15 protein-coding genes and 1 pseudogene are annotated in these 20,703 nt (G+C 67.0%); 10 read left to right on the top strand and 6 right to left on the bottom strand.

The window, feature by feature from the left end; all coding sequences use genetic code 11:
* The first annotated feature begins 4 nt into the window (after positions 1 to 4).
* Together PKO50_RS19720 and PKO50_RS19715 are read left to right on the top strand one after the other, a co-directional pair.
* A complete protein-coding gene (locus tag PKO50_RS19720) occupies positions 5 to 1,603 on the top strand; it encodes an outer membrane protein transport protein (RefSeq protein ID WP_109933332.1) in 1,599 nt (532 codons plus the stop codon).
* Between the two features lie 11 nt (positions 1,604 to 1,614).
* Positions 1,615 to 2,784, top strand: coding sequence for a MalM family protein (locus tag PKO50_RS19715; protein WP_275626988.1), 1,170 nt, complete (start codon positions 1,615 to 1,617; stop codon positions 2,782 to 2,784).
* Positions 2,785 to 3,626: 842 nt separating this feature from the next.
* On the opposite strand, the gene PKO50_RS19710 is transcribed toward PKO50_RS19715, so the two are convergent.
* From PKO50_RS19710 to PKO50_RS19695, 4 genes are all read right to left on the bottom strand, one after another.
* A complete protein-coding gene (locus PKO50_RS19710) occupies positions 3,627 to 4,613 on the bottom strand; it encodes an alpha-L-glutamate ligase-like protein (protein WP_009618710.1) in 987 nt (328 codons plus the stop codon).
* 3 nt (positions 4,614 to 4,616) lie between these two features.
* Positions 4,617 to 6,143: an inactive transglutaminase family protein gene (locus PKO50_RS19705; RefSeq protein WP_109935460.1), complete on the bottom strand. Its 1,527-nt coding sequence runs from the start codon at positions 6,141 to 6,143 to the stop codon at positions 4,617 to 4,619.
* 5 nt (positions 6,144 to 6,148) lie between these two features.
* Entirely contained in the window at positions 6,149 to 6,688 is a 540-nt protein-coding gene (locus PKO50_RS19700; RefSeq protein ID WP_275626987.1) for an ATP-dependent zinc protease, read from the bottom strand.
* Positions 6,689 to 6,891: 203 nt separating this feature from the next.
* Entirely contained in the window at positions 6,892 to 7,710 is an 819-nt protein-coding gene (locus PKO50_RS19695) for a pyruvate, water dikinase regulatory protein (RefSeq protein ID WP_009618715.1), read from the bottom strand.
* 220 nt (positions 7,711 to 7,930) lie between these two features.
* On the opposite strand from PKO50_RS19695, the gene ppsA reads away from it, so the two are divergent.
* The 8 genes and pseudogenes from ppsA (at position 7,931) to PKO50_RS19655 (ending at position 16,394) form a co-directional block, all read left to right on the top strand.
* Positions 7,931 to 10,246 carry a phosphoenolpyruvate synthase gene (gene ppsA / locus PKO50_RS19690; RefSeq protein WP_275626986.1) on the top strand — a complete coding sequence of 772 codons (2,316 nt, stop codon included), beginning with the start codon at positions 7,931 to 7,933 and terminating at the stop codon, positions 10,244 to 10,246.
* A 75-nt stretch (positions 10,247 to 10,321) separates the two neighbouring features.
* Complete coding sequence (locus tag PKO50_RS19685; RefSeq protein ID WP_275626985.1) at positions 10,322 to 11,311, top strand: alpha/beta fold hydrolase; 990 nt, start codon at positions 10,322 to 10,324, stop codon at positions 11,309 to 11,311.
* Between the two features lie 553 nt (positions 11,312 to 11,864).
* On the top strand, positions 11,865 to 12,338 hold the full coding sequence (rraA, locus tag PKO50_RS19680) for a ribonuclease E activity regulator RraA (protein WP_275626984.1): 474 nt from the start codon (positions 11,865 to 11,867) through the stop codon (positions 12,336 to 12,338).
* 87 nt (positions 12,339 to 12,425) lie between these two features.
* Entirely contained in the window at positions 12,426 to 13,424 is a 999-nt protein-coding gene (locus PKO50_RS19675; RefSeq protein ID WP_109934054.1) for a zinc transporter ZntB, read from the top strand.
* A gap of 48 nt (positions 13,425 to 13,472) precedes the next feature.
* Positions 13,473 to 13,685, top strand: a pseudogene (locus PKO50_RS19670) (CrfX protein); the annotation flags it as partial.
* A gap of 43 nt (positions 13,686 to 13,728) precedes the next feature.
* The gene (locus tag PKO50_RS19665) at positions 13,729 to 14,553 is read left to right on the top strand and encodes a mechanosensitive ion channel domain-containing protein (protein WP_109934052.1); all 825 of its coding nucleotides are present in this window, start codon (positions 13,729 to 13,731) and stop codon (positions 14,551 to 14,553) included.
* A 74-nt stretch (positions 14,554 to 14,627) separates the two neighbouring features.
* Complete coding sequence (sigX, locus tag PKO50_RS19660; protein ID WP_109934051.1) at positions 14,628 to 15,218, top strand: RNA polymerase sigma factor SigX; 591 nt, start codon at positions 14,628 to 14,630, stop codon at positions 15,216 to 15,218.
* Between the two features lie 117 nt (positions 15,219 to 15,335).
* Positions 15,336 to 16,394 (top strand): OmpA family protein, encoded by a 1,059-nt coding sequence (locus PKO50_RS19655; protein ID WP_275626983.1) that lies wholly within the window; start codon positions 15,336 to 15,338, stop codon positions 16,392 to 16,394.
* Between the two features lie 846 nt (positions 16,395 to 17,240).
* On the opposite strand, the gene cobA is transcribed toward PKO50_RS19655, so the two are convergent.
* Positions 17,241 to 17,975, bottom strand: a complete 735-nt coding sequence (gene cobA / locus PKO50_RS19650) for a uroporphyrinogen-III C-methyltransferase (protein WP_275626982.1) — start codon at positions 17,973 to 17,975, stop codon at positions 17,241 to 17,243.
* A gap of 10 nt (positions 17,976 to 17,985) precedes the next feature.
* The gene (locus PKO50_RS19645; RefSeq protein ID WP_275626981.1) at positions 17,986 to 20,694 is read right to left on the bottom strand and encodes a nitrate reductase; all 2,709 of its coding nucleotides are present in this window, start codon (positions 20,692 to 20,694) and stop codon (positions 17,986 to 17,988) included.
* Positions 20,695 to 20,703: the final 9 nt, after the last annotated feature.

The raw sequence follows: 20,703 nt of genomic DNA, 5'->3' as shown, positions 1-20,703 counted from the left end.
TCCCATGACGAAGCGCATTTCGCCACTGTTGCTGGCGATGGCAGGGGCGGGGCTTGGCTGGATTCTGCCGGCCCAGGCCCAACTGGCCAACGACATCACCATCGGCAACCCCAAGGCGATGGCCCTGGGCAACGCGGTCACCGCCGATTCCACCGGCATCGACGCGGTGCACTACAACCCCGCCGCCCTGACCAAGCTCAAGGGCCGGCAGACCACGGTGAAGCTGGTCAGCGGGGTGATGGACATCCGCGCCGGCTTCCACGCGCCGCCGAACTACGGCGAGAGCACCTTCGGCGTCAGCGACGACCCGGTGGCCAACTCCCACAGCCGCACCATGACGCCGACCATGTACCTGCCCGGCCTGGGCGGCATGACCGACGTGCCCATGCTGGTGGCGCCCCTGGCGGGCCTGTCGATCAACCCGCCGGGCTCCAAGTTCACCTTCGCCACCAACGTCTACACGCCGCAGGCGCTGGGCTACTCGCGTGACTCGGACAGCGACCCGGGACGCTACGACGGCCGCCGTGTGTCGCTGCAGCGGCTGACCTACTTCTCGCCCTCGGTGGGCTACCAGATGAACGACAGCCTGTCGTTCGGCCTGTCCATCGGCTTCTCGCACCAGGCCATGGCCCTGGACACCGACTTCCGCAACCCGGGCCTGCTCACCGGCCTGCTGCAGACCCTCCACGACACCACCTGCGTGCCCGGCGCGCAGGAGATCGTCGAGCTGGTGTTCAACGTCTGCGGCGGCCGCATCGGCCCCTACGACACCCTGGCCAACCTCAAGCTGGACATGCAGCAGACCCTCTCGCCCAGCTACAACCTCGGCGTGCTCTGGGAGCCCAACGACTGGTTCGCCTGGGGCGCGGTGTACCAGAGCGAGTCGCGCATGAAGCTCAAGGGCAAGTACCGGGTGGACTACACCAAGGACTGGCAGGGCTTCTGGTCCGGCCTGCAGAACTCGGTGTTCGGCGCTTTCCTCAGCCCCCTGTTCCCCTACGGCAACGCCGACGAGGAGCACGGCGTGGCCACGCTGAAGATGACCAACCCGGACAACTTCTCCACCGGCATCAAGCTGCGCCCGTTCGACGACTGGCAGTTCAACTTCGATCTGAAGTGGAGCGGCTACAGCGACTGGAACAACCTGGAGATCGAGTTCGACAAGGAACTGGACCTGCTGCGCATCGCCAAGAACTTCGCGCCCAACGGCGCCACCGACCACAGCATCATCCTCGACCGTGGCTACCGCGACACCTGGAGCTACGCCATGGGCGTGCAGTACGACGTCAACGACCGCCTGCAGCTGCGCGCCGGCTACGAGTACCGGCCCTCGGCGATCCCCAAGAGCAAGGCCGACGCCCTGGTGCCCATCGGCGACGCCGACCTGTACGGCCTGGGCCTGGGCTACCGCTGGGACAAGGACACCAACATCGACCTGGGCTTCAACTACTTCGTCTCCAAGCAGAGCATCAAGAACGGGCAGAGCTGCAACCTGACCTGCACCGGCATCGACAACCTGGTCTACAACCCCTATGCCGGCATGGATGTACACACCACGGTGAAGGCCTATATCTTCGCACTGACCTACAACACCACCTTCTGAGGACCGGACGGATGCAGCGTTCCCGCCACCTGCTCCTCTGCCTGCTGGCCACGGCGGCCGCGCCGCTGCCGGCGCTGGCCGACGCCGGGCGCTACCTGTCGTGGATCGACGACAGCGGCCAGGTGCACAACACCTTCGTCGACGCCGGCTACGGCCAGCAGCAGCGCCAGGCGGCCAAGCGCATCGACCAGAGCGACCGCGCCCGCCAGCGCGACGACGGCGGCACCCTCTGGCCCGGCAGCGCGCCGGCGGGGGAGAGCAAGCGCCGCTACTTCACCTGGGTGGATGGCCAGGGCAACCTGCAGAACAGCTTCTACGCCGGCAACCAGGTGCCCGCCGGGCGCGGCGACTACGTGCTGCCCAACGGCGACCACTCCTCCGAGTACATCGACGCCGAGGCCTACGAGGACAAGGGCTTCGTCCGCAGCGAGAACGGCAACCCGTACTACACCTGGGTCGACGAGCAGGGCCGCATGCACAACTCGCCGATCACCGCCCAGGACCGCGCCGACGGCATCCGCCGCAGCCAGATCGCCTTCACCGAAGGCCGCGAGGTGCAGTTCAAGCAGCGCCCGCAGGCCCTGCCCGGGCTGGATGGCAGCGGCGAGCAGACGGACGCCATGAAGGCCCTGCTCAAGGGCAGCGGCAAGACCCTCGACGACCTCTACCAGGACCTGCAGCGGCGCTGCTGCGAGCAGATAGCCGACGGCGAGTTCACCGAACTGAACGCCGACGAGCCGCGCTACGAGGAGCTCAACAAGTTCTCCCCCAGCTTCGACTTCCCCATGGGCAAGAGCTACTACGTGGCCATGAAGCTGCCGGCCTCGCAGCAGGTCTACGGCCTGCGCGTGCGCAGTTTCTCCAACCACCAGGTGGTCTACCCGTCGCTGCTGTTCCTCGACGAACGCAAGCGCCCGACGCGCCTGGTCAGCGACGCGGTGTACAAGCTCAACCCGGAAACCTGGTACCGCTACGCCTTCATCGAAGGCACGGTGCCGGTGCGCGCCAACCAGGGCGAGCGCTACGTGCTGCTGCTGACCACCGACGAGGACCGCGCCCTGCAGACCCTGGACAACAAGCCCTACAAGCGGCCGCTGGAAAACCTGGCGGTGAACGGGGAAGGCATGAAGGTGCGCGAGCACGCGGACCAGGGTGGGTTCGAGCTGGCGGTGGTGCGGTGAGGGGCGCCGCGGCTGGCCCGGGACTGTAGGAGCGAGCTTGGGGTCCCGCGTTCGCGATAGTTCGTAGGGCGCATAACGCCTACGGCGTTATCCGCCAAATCGCGGACAGAGTCCGCTCCTACGCCGTCCCACCGACAGCATTCCCATGTAGGAGCGCGCCCTGCGCGCGATTTCGCGGGCAGGGCCCGCTCCTACAGATTGCCGGGAAACACGGTATTTCTCCCCCGTAGGAGCGGACCTTGTCCGCGATAGCCGGAGGTTCAGGCGCGATTCGCGGATGAGATCCGCTCCTACGCCGCCCCACCGACACCATTCCCATGTAGGAGCGCGCCCTGCGCGCGATTTCGCGGGCAGGGCCCGCTCCTACAGATTGCCGGGAAACACGGTATTTCTCCCCCGTAGGAGCGGACCTTGTCCGCGATAGCCGGAGGTTCAGGCGCGATTCGCGGATGAGATCCGCTCCTACGCCGTCCCACCGACACCATTCCCATGTAGGAGCGCGCCCTGCGCGCGATTTCGCGGGCAGGGCCCGCTCCTACAGATTGCCGGGAAACACGGTATTTCTCCCCCGTAGGAGCGGACCTTGTCCGCGATAGCCGGAGGTTCAGGCGCAATTCGCGGATGAGATCCGCTCCTACGCCGTCCCACCGACACCATTCCCATGTAGGAGCGCGCCCTGCGCGCGATTTCGCGGGCAGGGCCCGCTCCTACAGGTTGCCGGGAAACACGGTATTGCTCCCCCGTAGGAGCGGACCTTGTCCGCGATCGGATTCACCGGCCACGCCGGACGCCCCGGTGGCACGGATGGCGGCGGATAACCGCGAACGGTTATTCGCCCTACGTCAGATCTCCCGCGTCGGCACGTGCCCGAACAGCTTCTGGGAGAAGCGCACGCGCTCTTCCGGGGTTTCCTGCACGCCCTTGGCCTGCAGCTCCACCAGGTGGGCTTCCACCGCCTGGGCGCGGCCGGTCAGGCCGCAGTCGTTGGCGATCTGGATGTTCAGGCCGGGGCGGGCGTTGAGTTCGAGGATCAGCGGGCCCTTGTCCTGGTCCAGCACCATGTCCACGCCGATGTAGCCCAGGCCGCACAGCTCGTAGCAGCCGGCGGCCAGCTTCATGAAGCCGTCCCAGTGCGGCAGCTGCACGCCGTCCACCGCGTTGGTGGTGTCCGGGTGCTTGGCGATCTTGCGGTTCAGCCAGGTGCCTTGCAGGGTGATGCCGGTGGCCAGGTCCACGCCCACGCCGATGGCGCCCTGGTGCAGGTTGGCCTTGCCGTTGGACTGGCGCGTCGGCAGGCGCAGCATGGCCATCACCGGGTAGCCCATGAGGACGATGATGCGGATGTCCGGCACGCCCTCGTAGCTGATGCTGCGGAAGATCTGGTCGGGGGTGACGCGGTACTCGATCAGCGCGCGGTCGCGGTGGCCGCCCAGGGAGTACAGGCCGGTGAGGATGCTGGAGAGCTGGTACTCGATCTCCTCGCGGCTGATGATGCGCCCGGAGACGGTCTTGAAGTTGCCCTCGAAGCGGTCGGCGATCACCAGGATGCCGTCGCCGCCCGCGCCCTGCGCCGGCTTGATGACGAAGTCGTTGCGCTCGCCGATGATGCTGTCGAGCTTCTCGATCTCCTTCTCGGTGGAGATGATCCCGTACATCTCCGGCACGTGGATGCCCGCCGCGATGGCGCGCTCCTTGGTGATGATCTTGTCGTCGACGATCGGGTATAGGTGGCGCTTGTTGTACTTCAGCACGAAGTCCGCGTTGCGCCGGTTGATGCCCATGATGCCCTTGGCTTCCAGGGCTTTCCACCGCTTGATCAGGCCGAACATGGCTCAGTCCTTCAGGAAGGCTTTGAAGCGGAACAGCTCGGTCAGGCGGTAGCCGCGGTAACGGCCCATTGCCAGCATGAAGGCCACCAGGAGCAGCAGCACCGCCGGGAAGGTGAACACGAAGTACACCAGCTCCGGCACGCGCATCAGGATGTGCGCCAGGGCCGCGGCGAACAGGGTGCCGATGGCGGCCTTCATGGCGTGGGCGGCGCCGCGTTCTTCCCAGGTGATCGACAGGCGTTCGATGCTCATGGTCAGGATCACCATGGGGAACAGCGCCACCGACAGGCCGCTCTCGAAGCCCAGGCGGTGGCTGAGCAGGCTGATGGCGGCGATCATCACCACCACGAAGGTCAGCACCACCGACAGCCGCGGCAGCATCTGCAGCTTCAGGTGCTCCAGGTACGAGCGCAGCGACAGGCCCAGGGCGGTGATCACGGTGAACAGGCCGATGCCCCACTGCAGGCCGGTCTCGCGGAAGGCGAGGGCGATCAGCACCGGGGTGAAGGTGCCGAGGGTCTGGATGCCGATCAGGTTGCGCAGGACCAGGATCACCAGCACGCCGAAGGGGATCATGATCATGATCTGGAAGGTCTGCTGGGTGGACAGCGGCAGGCCGTACAGCGAGTAGTCGAGGAAGGAGGCGTCGGTGTTCTCGTTGGTCAGCTTGGCCAGGCGGATGGCGTTCATCTCGCTGTTGTTCAGGCTGAAGCTGATCAGCGCCTTCTTGCCGCCTTCCACCGCCAGCAGCGGCTCGTCGCCCAGCCACCAGATCAGGCGGTCGGCGGGCAGGCCGCGTTCGCCGGTTTCCGGGTTGAAGTACAGCCAGTCCTTGCCGTTGTAGCTGCGCAGCCACAGTTCCGGGCTCTGCGCCTGGTTGGCCAGCAGGCGCAGGGTGTGCACGCGCTCCATGGGCACGTGGGCCTGGGCCAGCAGGGTCTCGACGATGTAGGAGCGCTTCTCCAGGCTGGTGTCGCCGGCCAGCAGCAGCTTGACGTTGTCGTCGGCCAGGTTGTTGGCGCGCTTGATGGTTTCGCTGACGAAGGTCTCGATGTCCGCCGAATGCTGGCGGATGGGCGCGATCAGCGCCTCGGCGGCGATCTTCTCCGGGCCTTCCAGGGGCGGGCTGTCACGGAAGATCGGGCCTTTCTCCTTGGGCTGCTCGCCGCTGAAGCGCTTGGTCAGCACCAGGCGGTAGTAGAGCGTCTGCTTGCCGTTGGCGCGGCGCGAGGACCAGGTCACCTTGCGGTTGCCGTCGGCGCGGTTGATGCTCACCCCGTAGTTGTTCGAGACGAAGCTCTCGTTGAGGCTGACGTAGCCCTGGGTCAGCGGCGGCACGAACATCTGCACCTTGACCGGGGTCTTCGGCGTGGCGACGAACTCGACCTTGGCGTCGATGTTCCACAGGTCGTCGGTTTCCGCCTCGGTCATGGGTATGCCGAGGATGAAGATCTGGTAGGCGGTGATGGAAACGCCCAGGACCACCAGGATGGCGATCAGGATCTTCAGGTGCAGGTTGATGGAGCGCATGGGCTTTACTCGGCAGGTTTCGCAACGGGGCAGCCGGGCTGGCCGGCGGCGTATTTCAGGCTGGGGTCGACCAGGGCGCCGAAGCGCTTGAGCGCGTCGGAACCGATCAGCAGGGGGTATTGGAATGCGCTGCGGTCGGTAAGGTTCACTTCGATGGTGCGGCGCAGCCTGCCCAGGCAGACGTCCAGCTCGATGACCGGGCGGGCGGTGTAGGCCTTGTCCTCGTCGGGGTCGAAGTCGCCGTGGCGGCGCTTGATCTTGCTGATGCGTGCCAGCGGCCGCTCCAGCGGCTGGCTGTCGGCGGTGTCGGTGGCCAGGTAGAAGCGCACCCAGGTCTCGCCGTCGCGCTTGAAGCGCTTGATGTCGCGGGCGCTCAGGGAGGCGGTCTTGGCGCCGGTGTCGAGCTTGGCCGCCAGCACCTGGTCGAGCTGGCCGACGTGGGCGTATTCGATGAGCCCGTAGACGGTCTTGCCGGCGGCGCCGGCGGGGCCGCCGAAGGCTGCCAGGAAAAGCAGGAGCAGCAGGGCTGTGGGCTTGAGTCTCATAAGTCCTGAGCGCTGGGGGCCGTAGGCCAGTGAACGGGGGCATCCGGCAAACGCCACGGCCTGCGGGCGAGTCATCCTTGGCTGGGCGGGTGGGCCCCCAGGAGGGATGCGGGGGCGCGATTCTAGCACGCAGGTCCCGTGTGACGACACCCGCCGGGCCCCGGCGGGCGGCAGCGTGAGCCGTGTCACAGGGCCGGGCGGGGCTACTTCAGGCGGCGCTCGACGCCTTTCTCCACCATGATCTTGGCGGCGATCTCCTCCACCGAGAAATGGGTGGAGTTGATGTAGGCGATGTTCTCGCGGCGGAACAGGTTCTCCACCTCGCGCACCTCGAACTCGCACTGGGCGAAGCTGGCGTAGCGGCTGTTGGGCTTGCGCTCGTTGCGGATGGCGGTGAGCCGGTCGGGGTCGATGGTCAGGCCGAACAGCTTGCCCTTGTAGGGCTTGAGGGCGTTGGGCAGCTGCAGGCGCTCCATGTCCTCCTCGGTCAGCGGGTAGTTCGCCGCACGAATGCCATATTGCATTGCCATATAGAGGCAGGTGGGCGTCTTGCCGCAGCGCGACACGCCGACCAGGATCAGGTCGGCCTTGTCGTAGTAGTGGGTGCGGGCGCCGTCGTCGTTGTCGAGGGCGAAGTTCACCGCGTCGATCCGCTCCATGTAGTGCGGATTGTGGCCGATGCTGTGGGATTTTCCGACGGAATACGAGGAGTCCGCGGATAATTCCTGCTCCAGAGGGGACAAAAAGGTCGAGAAGATGTCGATCATGAAGCCGTTCGACTGGGCCAGGACCGCCCGGATCTCACGGTTGACGATGGTGTCGAAGATGATCGGGCGGGCACCGTCCGCCTGCGCAGCCGCGTTGATTTGCTGTACCATTACGCGCGCTTTTTCTTCGGTGTCGATGTACGGCCGCGTCAGTTTGTGGAAATGGATGTTCTCGAACTGCGCAAGGAGACTCTGGCCGAGGGTTTCGGCGGTGATGCCGGTTCCGTCGGAAATGAAGAAAGCCGTACGTTTCATTGCGCTGCGGGCCTTAATGTAGGAAAGAATCCTGAGTATGATAGGCCGCGCTTTTGCAAGGCCTCCTGCCGGGGCATTGTCACTTATTTTTCTGGCGTCGGCCAGAAAAGGGGCAGCGTCGCGGTGGCCCGTTTGAGCTTTTCCAACATTCAGTGGAGAGATCACCTTGGTAGAGTACGTAGTTTCCCTCGATAAGCTCGGCGTCCATGATGTCGAACATGTGGGGGGCAAGAACGCATCCCTGGGCGAAATGATCAGCAACCTCGCCGGTGCTGGGGTTTCCGTGCCCGGTGGCTTCGCCACCACCGCCCAGGCCTACCGTGACTTCCTCGAGCAGAGTGGCCTGAACGACCGCATTCACGCCGCCCTGGACGCCCTCGACGTCGACGACGTCAACGCCCTGGCCAAGACCGGCGCGCAGATCCGCCAGTGGGTGATGGACGCCGAGTTCCCCGCCCAGCTGGACGCCGACATCCGCAAGGCCTTCGCCGAGATGGCCGGCGGCAACGCCAACATGGCCGTCGCCGTGCGTTCCTCGGCCACCGCCGAGGACCTGCCGGACGCCTCCTTCGCCGGCCAGCAGGAGACCTTCCTGAACATCCGCGGCGTGGACAACGTGATCCGCGCGGCCAAGGAAGTCTTCGCCTCCCTGTTCAACGACCGCGCCATCGCCTACCGCGTGCACCAGGGCTTCGACCACAAGCTGGTCGCCCTGTCCGCCGGCGTACAGCGCATGGTCCGCTCGGAAACCGGCACCGCCGGGGTGATGTTCACCCTGGACACCGAGTCCGGCTTCCGTGACGTGGTGTTCATCACCGGCGCCTACGGCCTCGGCGAGACCGTGGTGCAGGGCGCGGTGAACCCCGACGAGTTCTACGTGCACAAGCCCACCCTGGAGGCCGGCCGCCCGGCGATCCTGCGCCGCAACCTGGGCAGCAAGGCGATCAAGATGATCTACGGCGACGAAGCCAAGGCCGGCAAGTCGGTCAAGGTGGTCGACGTGGAGAAGGCCGACCGCGCGCGCTTCGCCCTGAGCGACGCCGAGGTCACCGAGCTGGCCAAGCAGGCGCTGATCATCGAGAAGCACTACCAGCGCCCGATGGACATCGAGTGGGCGAAGGACGGCGACGACGGCAAGCTGTACATCGTCCAGGCCCGTCCGGAAACCGTGAAGAGCCGTTCCAGCGCCAACGTCATGGAACGCTACCTGCTGAAAGAGAAGGGCAAGGTCCTGGTCGAAGGCCGCGCCATCGGCCAGCGCATCGGCGCCGGCCCGGTCAAGGTGATCCACGACGTTTCCGAGATGGACAAGGTGCAGCCGGGCGACGTGCTGGTCTCCGACATGACCGACCCGGACTGGGAACCGGTGATGAAGCGCGCCAGCGCCATCGTCACCAACCGCGGCGGGCGTACCTGCCACGCGGCGATCATCGCCCGTGAACTGGGCATCCCGGCCGTGGTCGGCTGCGGCAACGCCACCGCGGTGCTGAAGGACGGCCAGCGCGTCACCGTGTCCTGCGCCGAAGGCGATACCGGCCTGATCTACGAAGGCGAACTGGGCTTCGACGTGCGCCAGAACTCGGTGGACGCCATGCCCGAGCTGCCGTTCAAGATCATGATGAACGTCGGCAACCCGGACCGCGCCTTCGACTTCGCCCAGCTGCCCAACGAGGGCGTGGGCCTGGCCCGCCTGGAATTCATCATCAACCGCATGATCGGCGTGCACCCCAAGGCGCTGCTGAACTTCGCCAGCCTGCCGGCGGACATCAAGGACAGCGTCGAGAAGCGCATCGCCGGTTACGACGACCCGGTCGGCTTCTACGTCGAGAAGCTGGTCGAGGGCGTCAGCACCCTGGCCGCGGCCTTCTGGCCGAAGAAGGTCATCGTGCGCCTGTCGGACTTCAAGTCCAACGAATACGCCAACCTGATCGGCGGCAAGCTCTACGAGCCGGAAGAAGAGAACCCGATGCTCGGCTTCCGCGGCGCCTCGCGCTACATCAGCGAATCCTTCCGCGACTGCTTCGAGCTGGAATGCCGGGCGATGAAGAAGGTCCGCAACGAGATGGGCCTGACCAACGTCGAGCTGATGGTGCCCTTCGTGCGTACCCTCGGCGAGGCCTCCCAGGTGGTCGAGCTGCTCGCCACCAACGGCCTGAAGCGCGGCGAGAACGGCCTGAAGGTCATCATGATGTGCGAGCTGCCGTCCAACGCCCTGCTGGCCGACGAGTTCCTCGAGTTCTTCGACGGCTTCTCCATCGGTTCCAACGACCTGACCCAGCTGACCCTGGGCCTGGACCGCGACTCCGGCATCGTCGCGCACCTGTTCGACGAGCGTAACCCGGCGGTCAAGAAGCTGCTGGCCAACGCCATCCAGGCGTGCAACAAGGCCGGCAAGTACATCGGCATCTGCGGCCAGGGCCCCTCGGACCACCCGGACCTGGCCAAGTGGCTGATGGAACAGGGCATCGAGAGCGTGTCGCTGAACCCCGACTCGGTGCTCGACACCTGGTTCTTCCTGGCCGAAGGCCAGGCCTGACGCCAACCGGACCTCCGGGTTCAGGAAGGGCGGGTGCTTGCACCCGCCCTTTTTCGTGCCAGCTCATTCAACGATATGCACAGCAGTAGCCGACTCTTCCCCGTGGCGCTCGTCAGCGCCGAACTGCGTGGCGACCTCACCGAGGACGTCTACCGCCTGAAACCCAACAACAGCCCGGACCCCAGCGTCGAGCTGGCGCTGACCCGCCTGGGCCTGCCGGACCGCGAGCAGCGCGGCGTGCCGGTGATCCTGGTGCACGGCAGCTTCTCCAACCGGCGCTTCTGGTACTCGCCCAGGGCCATCGGCCTTGGGCCCTACCTGGCGCGCGCCGGCTTCGACGTATGGATACCGGAGATGCGCGGCCACGGCCTGTCGCCGCGCAACCTCGACTATTCGCGCAACAGCGTCGCCGCCTACGCGCGCTTCGACCTGCCGGCCATCGCCGCCTTCGTCGTCGAGCAGAGCGGCCAGGCGCCGCACTGGATCGGCCATTCCCTGGGCGGCACCAGCCTGGCCGCGGCCCTGGGCGGCGGCTACCTGGCGCCGCAGCAGGTCGCCAGCGTGGCGCTGTTCGGCAGCCAGGTCAGCCGCGACTACTGGGCACTGAAGCTGCCGCCGGTGGCCTGGAGCGGGCGCTTCCTGCTCAAGCGCATGGGCGTGATCCCCGGCCCGCGCCTGCGCCGCGGCCCGGAGGACGAGCCCATCGGCCTGGCCCTGGAGGCCCTGCGCTGGTACGGCCTGTTCGGCCGCTTCGGCGAGCGCGGCAACGACTGGTGGGCCGGCCTGGCCGAGGTGCGGGCGCCGGTGCTGGCGGTCAGCGCCGAGGGCGACCGCCAGGACCCGCCCTGGGCCTGCCGCAAGCTGTTCGAGCAGTTCGGCTCCGAGGTCCGCGAATACCTCTGTTTGGGGCGCCGGCAGGGCTTTTCGGAAAACTTCGGGCACGTCGAGATGCTGGTGAGCAAGGCTGCCCAGCGCGAGGTCTGGCCGCAGGTCCTGCACTGGCTGCAACACCAGGCGCTGCCCCGGCAGGCGAATGGCGCGGGTGGGGCGGCGCAGGGCGGATAATTGGTGTCCGGCGAAAACGGCGGATAACGCCGTAGGCGTTATGCGCCCTACGGGATGGCGTGGGTGGGGCCGTTGGCCGTGCCGCCGGGGCGTCCGGCGTGGCCGGTGAATCCAATCGCGGACGGAGTCCGCTCCTGCGGGAGAAATGCCATGCCTCACGGCAGCCTGTAGGAGCGGGCCCTGCCCGCGATTCGCGCGCAGGGCGCGCTCCTACAGGGAAATGGCGTGGGTGGGGTGGCGTAGGAGCGGATCTCATCCGCGAATCGCGCCTGAACCTCCGGCTATCGCGGACAAGGTCCGCTCCTACGGGGGAGCAATACCGTGTTTCCCGGCAGCCTGTAGGAGCGGGCCCTGCCCGCGATTTCGCGCGCAGGGCGCGCTCCTACCTTGTCCGCCTGGCGGCCGCAAAGCCGCGGGGCAGGGCGGCGGGCGTAGGCGGATGGCGTGACAGTCGCTAGACTGTGGCGCCAAGCCAGGTTCCGGTCATTCCGGGCGTCATCGCCGCTTTGCCGGTCCGCTGCCCGTTCATCCCGACACTCCAAGGAGTCTCTCCATGCAATACGTCACCCCTGATCTGTGCGACGCCTACCCCGACCTGGTCCAGGTCGTCGAGCCCATGTTCAGCAACTTCGGCGGTCGCGACTCCTTCGGCGGCGAAATCGTCACCATCAAGTGCTTCGAGGACAACTCCCTGGTCAAGGACCAGGTCGACAAGGACGGCAAGGGCAAGGTGCTGGTGGTCGACGGCGGCGGTTCCCTGCGCCGCGCGCTGCTGGGCGACATGCTGGCCGAGAAGGCGGCGAAGAACGGTTGGGAAGGCATCGTGGTCTACGGCTGCATCCGCGACGTCGACGTGATCGCGCAGACCGACCTGGGCGTGCAGGCCCTGGCCAGCCACCCGATGAAGACCGATAAGCGCGGCATCGGCGACCTCAACGTGGCCGTGACCTTCGGCGGCATCACCTTCCGCCCGGGCGAGTTCGTCTATGCCGACAACAACGGCATCATCGTCTCCCCCAGGCTCTGAAAATGCCCGAGTGAGCTGAACGCCGGGCGCCTTCGCCGGTCAATGGTCGCACCTGCCGGCGGCGCCCGGCACCTCATGGAACACGTAATGCAGCAATACGAAAGCGGAACCGAGCGCGGGCTCATCTATGGCTACGTCCTCGATGGCCGCGGCGGTGGCCGGCAGATCAGCCGCGCGGAGCTGCACCTGATCGACCTCAAGCCCGAGGAAAGCCTCTGGGTGCACTGGGACCGCGGCGTCCCCGAGGCGCAGTCCTGGCTGCGCGAATCCAGCGGTTTGAACGAGTTCACCTGCGACCTGCTGCTGGAGGAGGCGACCCGCCCGCGCCTGCTGGACCTGGGCGCCGAACGCCTGCTGCTGTTCCTGCGCGGCGTCAACCTCAACCCCGGCGCGGTGCCCGAGGACATGGTCTCGCTGCGGGTGTTCGCCGAGAAGCAGCGGGTGATCTCCCTGCGCCTGCGCCCGCTCAAGGCGGTGGCCGACCTGCGCACCGACCTGGCCGCCGGGCGCGGCCCGAAGAACGCCTCGGAACTGGTGCTGAGCCTGGCGCACTACCTCACCGACCGCATCGATACCCTGATCGGCGGCCTGGCCGACGAACTCGACGCCATGGAGGAGGCCATCGAGGAAGATGAGCGCAACGTGCCCGACCAGGCCGAGCTGCGCGCCCTGCGCCGGCGCTCCGCGGGCCTGCGGCGCTACCTGGCGCCGCAGCGTGACATCTACGCGCAACTGACGCGGATCAAGCTGTCCTGGACGCTGGCCGACGATGCCGACTACTGGAATGAGCTGTACAACCGCCTGACGCGCAACCTCGAAGAACTGGAGCTGGTGCGCGAGCGCATCTCGCTGATCCAGGAGGCCGAGCACCGGCGGATCACCGAGCGGATGAACAAGACCATGTACATTCTTGGTATCATCACCGGCTTTTTCCTGCCCATGAGTTTCATCACCGGGCTGCTGGGCATCAATGTCGGCGGTATTCCCGGTTCCAGCGCGCCCTACGGCTTTCCCATCGCCTGCGTGCTGCTGGTCGGGGTGGCCGGTTTCCAGTGGTGGGTCTTCCGCCGCCTGCGCTGGCTGTGATGTGACTTCCGGTGCCTGTGCCGCGTCAAGGCAGCACACGAAGGAGAGCTGTGCATGCACGACCCGTTCGAAGAATCCCTGCGCAACCTGCTGCGCATGCCGGCCCAGGCGCCGGAGGACGACGCGCGCCTGGGTCGCGTGCTGAAGACCGCCAACCGCCAGGTCGGCGCCGGCGATCTGTTCAGCCTCATGGGCCACTGGCTGGAAGCCCTGAGCCTGGGCGTGAGCCGCGGTGCCGCCCACCTTGCGCCGGTGTCCCGGCGCACGCAGAATTCCGCCCTTCCGCTGACAAGGCCGACTGAAGATGCAATTCGATATCTGGACGCAAAGCCTGCTCACCGCCATGAACACCCTGTGGGGCAAGCTCGCCGGGTTCATCCCGAACCTGCTCGGCGCCCTGGTGGTGGTACTGCTGGGCTTCGTCGTGGCCAAGCTGCTCGACACCCTGCTGTCCAAGCTGCTGGCCAAGCTCGGCCTGGACCGCCTGATGGGCGGCACCGGCCTGACCAAGCTGATGGCCCGCGTGGGCATCCAGGTGCCGGTCTCGACCCTGGTGGGCAAGATCGTCTACTGGTTCGTGCTGCTGGTGTTCCTGGTGTCCGCCGCCGAGTCCCTCGGCCTGCAGCGCGTCTCCGCCACCCTCGACGTGCTCGCCCTGTACCTGCCCAAGGTGTTCGGCGCGGCCCTGGTGCTGATCGTCGGCGTGCTCCTGGCGCAACTGCTCAACAGCGTGGTGCGCGGCGCCGCCGAAGGCGTCGGCCTGGAATACGCCGGCGGCCTGGGCCGCGTGGCCCAGTGGCTGGTGATCATCATCAGCATCTCGGTGGCCATCGGCCAGCTCGAGGTCAAGACCGACCTGCTCAACTACATCATCGCCATCGTGCTGATCACCGTCGGCCTCGCCGCCGCCCTGGCCCTGGGCCTGGGCAGCCGGGAGATCGCCGGGCAGATCATCGCCGGCATCTACGTGCGCGAGCTGTACCAGGTCGGGCAAGAGGTGAAAGTGGACGATGTCGAAGGCATCATCGAAGAAATCGGCACCATCAAGACTATTCTGATGACTGATGAGGGCGAGTTGGTGTCCATTGCCAACCGCGTGCTCCTCGAGCGCCGTGTGACCAGCCGCTGAGATGATCCCGTGCAACGCCGACGCCGCTTCGCGAAAGCCGCGTCGGCGGCCGACATGACCTGGCCCGACCCGACTTGAACAAGCCGCAACCATTGTCCCAGCGCTACGACCCGCGCCAGCTGACCGACGAGGAGCTGGTGGAGCGCGCCCATGACGAGCTGTTCCACGTCACCCGGGCGTACGAGGAGCTGATGCGCCGATACCAGCGCACGCTGTTCAACGTCTGCGCGCGCTATCTGGGCAACGATCGGGACGCCGATGACGTGTGCCAGGAAGTGATGCTGAAGGTGCTGTATGGCCTGAAGAACTTCGAGGGCAAATCGAAGTTCAAAACTTGGTTGTATAGCATCACTTACAACGAGTGCATTACCCAATATCGCAAGGAAAGACGAAAGCGCCGCCTGCTCGATGCGCTGAGTCTGGACCCGATCGAGGAGGCCTCCGAGGAGAAGGCGCCGAAGGTCGAGGAGCGGGGTGGCCTGGACCGATGGCTGGTATATGTCAACCCCATTGATCGGGAAATCCTGGTGCTACGATTTGTCGCAGAGCTGGAATTCCAGGAGATCGCCGACATCATGCACATGGGCCTGAGTGCGACCAAGATGCGATACAAGCGGGCACTCGATCGGCTCCGTGAAAAGTTTTCGGGAATATCCGAAACATAGTTGGGCAAATGTTGTCTCTCTAATTCGCAAGTTCTGATAAACTTGCCCGCAAGTTGTATGGCCTGCCTTTTGTGGGCAGTCATCGGCTTACTGACCACCAAGATGGGGATTTAACGGATGAAACTGAAGAACACCCTGGGCGTCGTGATCGGCTCCATGATCGCCGCTTCCGCCGTGAATGCTTTCGCTCAAGGCCAAGGCGCTGTAGAAGCCGAAGCCTTCGGCAAGCGCTACTTCACTGACAGCACCCGCAACATGAAGAACGGCGACCTGTACGGCGGTTCCGTCGGCTACTTCCTGACCGACGACGTCGAGCTGGCTCTGTCCTACGGTGAGTACCACGACATTCGTGGCACCTACGAGTCCGGCAACAAGAAGGTCCATGGCAACCTGGCCTCCCTGGACGCCATCTACCACTTCGGCACCCCGGGTGTTGGCCTGCGTCCGTACGTGTCCGCCGGCCTGGGCCACCAGAGCCTGACCAACGTCAACAGCGAAAACGGCAGCCGTCAGAACCTGACCATGGCCAACATCGGCGCCGGCCTGAAGTACTACTTCACCGAGAACTTCTTCGCCAAGGCCAGCCTCGACGGCCAGTACGGCCTGGAGAAGCGTGACAACGGCCACCAGGGCGAGTGGATGGCTGGCGTCGGCGTCGGCATGAACTTCGGCGGTGGCAAGGCTGCCCCGGCTCCGGAACCGGTTGCCGAAGTCTGCTCCGACGAAGACCACGACGGCGTCTGCGACAACGTCGACAAGTGCCCGAACACCCCGGCCAACGTCACCGTTGACGCCAACGGCTGCCCGGCCGTCGCTGAAGTCGTCCGCGTCCAGCTGGACGTGAAATTCGACTTCGACAAGTCCAAGGTCAAAGAGAACAGCTACGCTGACATCAAGAACCTGGCTGACTTCATGAAGCAGTACCCGTCCACCAGCACCACCGTTGAAGGCCACACCGACTCCGTCGGCACCGACGCCTACAACCAGAAACTGTCCGAGCGTCGTGCCAACGCCGTTCGTGACGTACTGGTCAACGAGTACGGTGTGGAAGGCGGCCGCGTGAACGCAGTTGGCTACGGCGAGAGCCGTCCGGTTGCCGACAACGCCACCGCTGAAGGCCGCGCGGTCAACCGTCGCGTAGAAGCCGAAGTGGAAGCCCAGGCCAAGCAGCAGTAATTGGTCTGAGTTCCAGGAAAAACCCGGCCTAGGCCGGGTTTTTCTTTGCCTGTGGGAACCCAATTGGCTTGGGGGCTTGGTGTAGCGCGCCGCTCCGAGTGCGTTGATGTCTCTTGTTTCGCCCCCTCGGGCGAGTCACTTTTGTCAAACGCCACAAAAGTAACCAAAAAGGCTTGCCCCGACATACGGGCCCGATGGAGCCGGGCTACCCTCGCGAATTCCCCCGCCACGGAGGCCCGCCCCGACAGCACGTCCTTGTGCTGATCGGGGCTCTAGCGACATCCATGTCGCATGACCTCCTGAGCGCCGGTTTCGCTCGGCCTTCTGAAGGGGCGTTCCGGTGCGCTCGGAGGTTTCTCTGGAAATCCAAAAGCAAGAGCAGCACGGCTCTTCGTAGGAGCGAGCTTGCTCGCGAACTCTGACGCCGCCCCCCTCCCTAACCCTCCCCCGCAAGCGGGAGAGGGGACCGTTCGGCGTGATGCAAAACCGCGAAGCTCCCGGGCTCCCCGTAGGGCGCATAACGCCTACGGCGCTATCCGCCGAATCGCGGACAGAGTCCGCTCCTACGGTTCCAGGACGCACGGGCGTAGGAGCGGACTCCGTCCGCGATTGGATTCACCGGCCACGCCGGACGCCCCGGTAGCACGGCCAACGGCGGATAACCGCGAACGGTTATTCGCCCTACGGTGTTCGTGGGAATGATGAGGGAAAGGAGGGCGCCTTATTTCCCGGCCACTCAGGACAGCCCCCTCTCCCGCTTGCGGGGGAGGGTTGGGGAGAGGGGGCGGAGCCAGGCTTGGGCGCCTTCGCTGAACGCAGGCGTCATCCCGATGAACGGCATTGCGTTCAGGCGCTGCGCGCCAGCGCCTGGGCGGCCTCGGCGGCCACCTCGCCGATCACCAGGATGGCCGGGCTGCGCAGGCCGAAGGCGGCGGCGTCGTCGAGCATCGCGGCCAGGCTGCTGCGGCATTCGCGTTGTTGCGGCAGCGAGGCGTTCTCGATCATCGCCACCGGCATGCCCCGGCGCATGCCGCCCGCCAGCAGGCCGTCGCGGACTTCCGTCAGGCGCGCCACGCCCATGTAGACCACCAGGGTGGTGCCGGCCCGGGCCAGCGCCGCCCAGTTCGGCTCGCTGTCGTCCTGGGTGTGCGCGGTGACCAGGCTGACGCCGCGGCTGATGCCGCGCAGGGTCAGGGGAATGCCGCAGGTGGTGGCGGCGGCCAGCCCGGCAGTGATGCCGTTGACCAGTTCGCAGGCGATGCCGCGGGCTTCCAGCCAGGCGGCTTCCTCGCCACCGCGGCCGAAGATGCAGGGGTCGCCGCCTTTCAGGCGCACCACGCGGTAGCCCTGGCGGGCATAGCGCAGCATCAGGCGCTGGATGAAGTCCTGGGGCGTGGAGCGGCAGCCGCCGCGCTTGCCCACGCGCACCACCCGCGCCGCCGGGCAATGCTCCAGCAGCTGTGGGTTGACCAGGTCGTCGAGCAGCACCACCTGCGCGCCGGACAGCGCGCGAACGGCCTTCAGCGTCAGCAGTTCCGGGTCGCCGGGGCCGGCGCCGATCAACCAGACTTTTCCGCTCATCTTCATCTCCTCAGGCATTGGCGGCCAGGGCGCCGGCTTCGCTGGCCAGCAACCGCCGTATTTCGGGAACGCAGGAACCGCATTGGCTGCCGCAGCCCAGCTCGCGCTTCAGGCCGTCCAGGTCCAGCCCGCGGACGATGCCTTCGCGCACCTGGCTCAGGCGCACGTTCCTGCAGTTGCACAGGGTCTTGTCGCTGGCCGCAGCGGTCTGCGCACCGGGCGGGGCGAGCAGCTTGCGGCGCAGGTCGGCGTCGCTTTCGCCGGACAGCCACAGCGCCTTGAGCCAATCGCTGGCGATGCTGCTGCCGGCCAGGCGCAGGCCGCCGATGCGGCCGTTGTCCAGGCGCACCCGCTTGCCCTGGACGCGGCGCGGGTCGTCGTAGGCCAGCAGCGGGCCGTCGAGCAGGTCGAGCAGCGCATCGACCTGCTGCAACCAGCCGGCCGCCGGTGCCTCGGCGTGGGCGGCGCGAACCTGCAGGGCAGGGCGCTCGCGGCCCACCAGGGTGAAGCTGGCGTAGTCCAGGGCGTCGAACAGCGGGCGCAGGGCCTCGAAGCGCTGCTGCACCTCGCCTTCCACCAGGGCATAGAACTGCCAGGGCAGTTCGACGGCGGCGACTTCCACCGCGGCGTGCTTGAGTTCCGGCTGCCGCGACAGCGGGTCGAAGGCCGGCAGGGTCAGGGCGTTCACCCCCAGGCCCTTGAGGAAGCGCTCGCCCCAGTGCATGGGCAGGAACGCCTGGCCGGGCAGCAGGCTGGCGTCGGCCTGCACCGGCAGCACCAGGCTGCCGCGGCGGCTGCTCAGGCGCACCAGCTGGCCGTCCTCCAGGCGCCGCCGGCGCAGCTCCGCCGGGTGCAGGCCCAGGCAGGCTTCCTCGACGTGGCCGAAGGCGCTGGCGGCGGTGCCGGTGCGGGTCATGCCGTGCCACTGGTCGCGCAATCGGCCTGTGTTGAGGGTCAGCGGGTAGCGCGCTTCGCGGCGCTCCTTCGGCGCGCGGTAGGCCTCGGCGACGAAGCGCGCGCGGCCGTTGGCGGTGGCGAAGTTGCCGTCGGCGTACAGGCGCTTGAGGCCCTGGCCGCTGCCCTCGGGCAACGGCCATTGCTGCGGGCCGCGCGCGTCCAGCAGGGCGTAGCTGATGCCGCCCATGTCGAGGTCGCGGCCCCGGGTGAGCGGGCGGTATTCGTCGAACAGCGCCTGGGGCCCGGCGAAGTCGAACAGGCTCGGCCGGCCGGGGCGCAGCCGGCGCTCCAGGCGGCGGGCGAAGTCGCAGGCGATGGACCAGTCGGCGCGGGCCTCGCCGGGGGCCGGCACGGCGCGGCGCACGTGGCTGACGCGGCGCTCGGAGTTGGTCACGGTGCCTTCCTTCTCGCCCCAGCTGGCGGCCGGCAGCAGCAGGTCGGCGTAGCGGCAGGTCTCGCTGGTGGCGAAGGCTTCCTGCACCACCACGAAGGGGCAGGCCTGGAGCGCTTCGCGCACGCGCTGCTGGTCCGGCAGGGACTGCGCGGGGTTGGTGCAGGCGATCCACAGTGCCTTGACGCTTCCTGCGCGCACCGCCTCGAAGAGTTCGACGGCGGTCAGCCCGGGGGCTTCCGGCAGTGCCTCGACGCCCCAGTAGTCCGCCACCTCGGCGCGGTGCGAGGCATCGCCGGCGTCGCGGTGGCCGGGCAGCAGGTTGGCCAGGCTGCCGGTCTCGCGGCCGCCCATGGCGTTGGGCTGGCCGGTGAGGGAGAAGGGCCCGGCGCCGGGGCGGCCGATCTGCCCGGTGGCCAGGTGCAGGTTGATCAGCGCGCTGTTCTTGGCGCTGCCGGCGCTGGACTGGTTCAGGCCCATGCACCACAGCGACAGGAAGCTGGGCGTGCGGCCGATCCACTCGGCGCAGCGCTGCAAATCCTCCACGGCGATGCCGCAGATTTCCGCCACCGCCAGCGGGCCGTAGTCGCGCACCAGGTTCTTCAGTTCGTCGAAGCCCTGGGTGTGCGCCTCGATGTAGGCGCGGTCGACCCAGCCCTCCCACAGCAGCAGGTGGAGGATGCCGTGGAACAGCGCCACGTCGGTGCCGGGCTGGATGGCCAGGTGCAGGTCGGCCAGCTCGCAGGTGTCGGTGCGCCGCGGGTCGATGACGATCACCTTCATCTGCGGCCGCGCCGCCTTGGCCGCCTCCAGCCGGCGGAACAGCACCGGGTGGGCGTAGGCCATGTTGCTGCCGGCGATCAGCACGCAGTCGCTCTGTTCCAGGTCCTCGTAGCAGCAGGGCGGGGCGTCGGCGCCGAGGCTGCGCTTGTAGCCGACCACCGCCGAGGACATGCACAGCCGCGAGTTGCTGTCGATGTTGTTGCTGCCGACCAGGGCGCGGGCCAGCTTGTTGAAGGCGTAGTAGTCCTCGCTGAGCAGTTGCCCGGATACGTAGAAGGCCACGCTGTCCGGGCCGTGCTCGCGGATGGTCTCGGCGAACACCCCGGCGGCGTGCTCCAGGGCGTTGTCCCAGTCCACCCGGGCGCGCGCCAGGGCCTTGCCCAGGCGCAGCTCGGGGTAGAGTGCGCGGGCCGCGCGGTCGCCAGTGAGGTGCAGGCTGGAGCCCTTGCTGCACAGGCGGCCGAGGTTGGCCGGGTGCTGCGGGTCGCCGCGCACGCCGAGGATGCGCTCGCCGTCGTGCTCGATCAGGACGCCGCAACCCACCCCGCAGTAGCAGCAGGTGCTGGCGGTGACTTGGCGTTCGCTCATGGGGCTCTC

Origin of the sequence: Pseudomonas sp. 273 (genome assembly GCF_029201425.1) — a bacterium.
GTDB lineage: Bacteria > Pseudomonadota > Gammaproteobacteria > Pseudomonadales > Pseudomonadaceae > Pseudomonas > Pseudomonas delhiensis.
The sequence above is the reverse complement of the archived record's forward strand: the minus strand, read 5'-3'. Positions and strand labels throughout refer to the sequence as shown.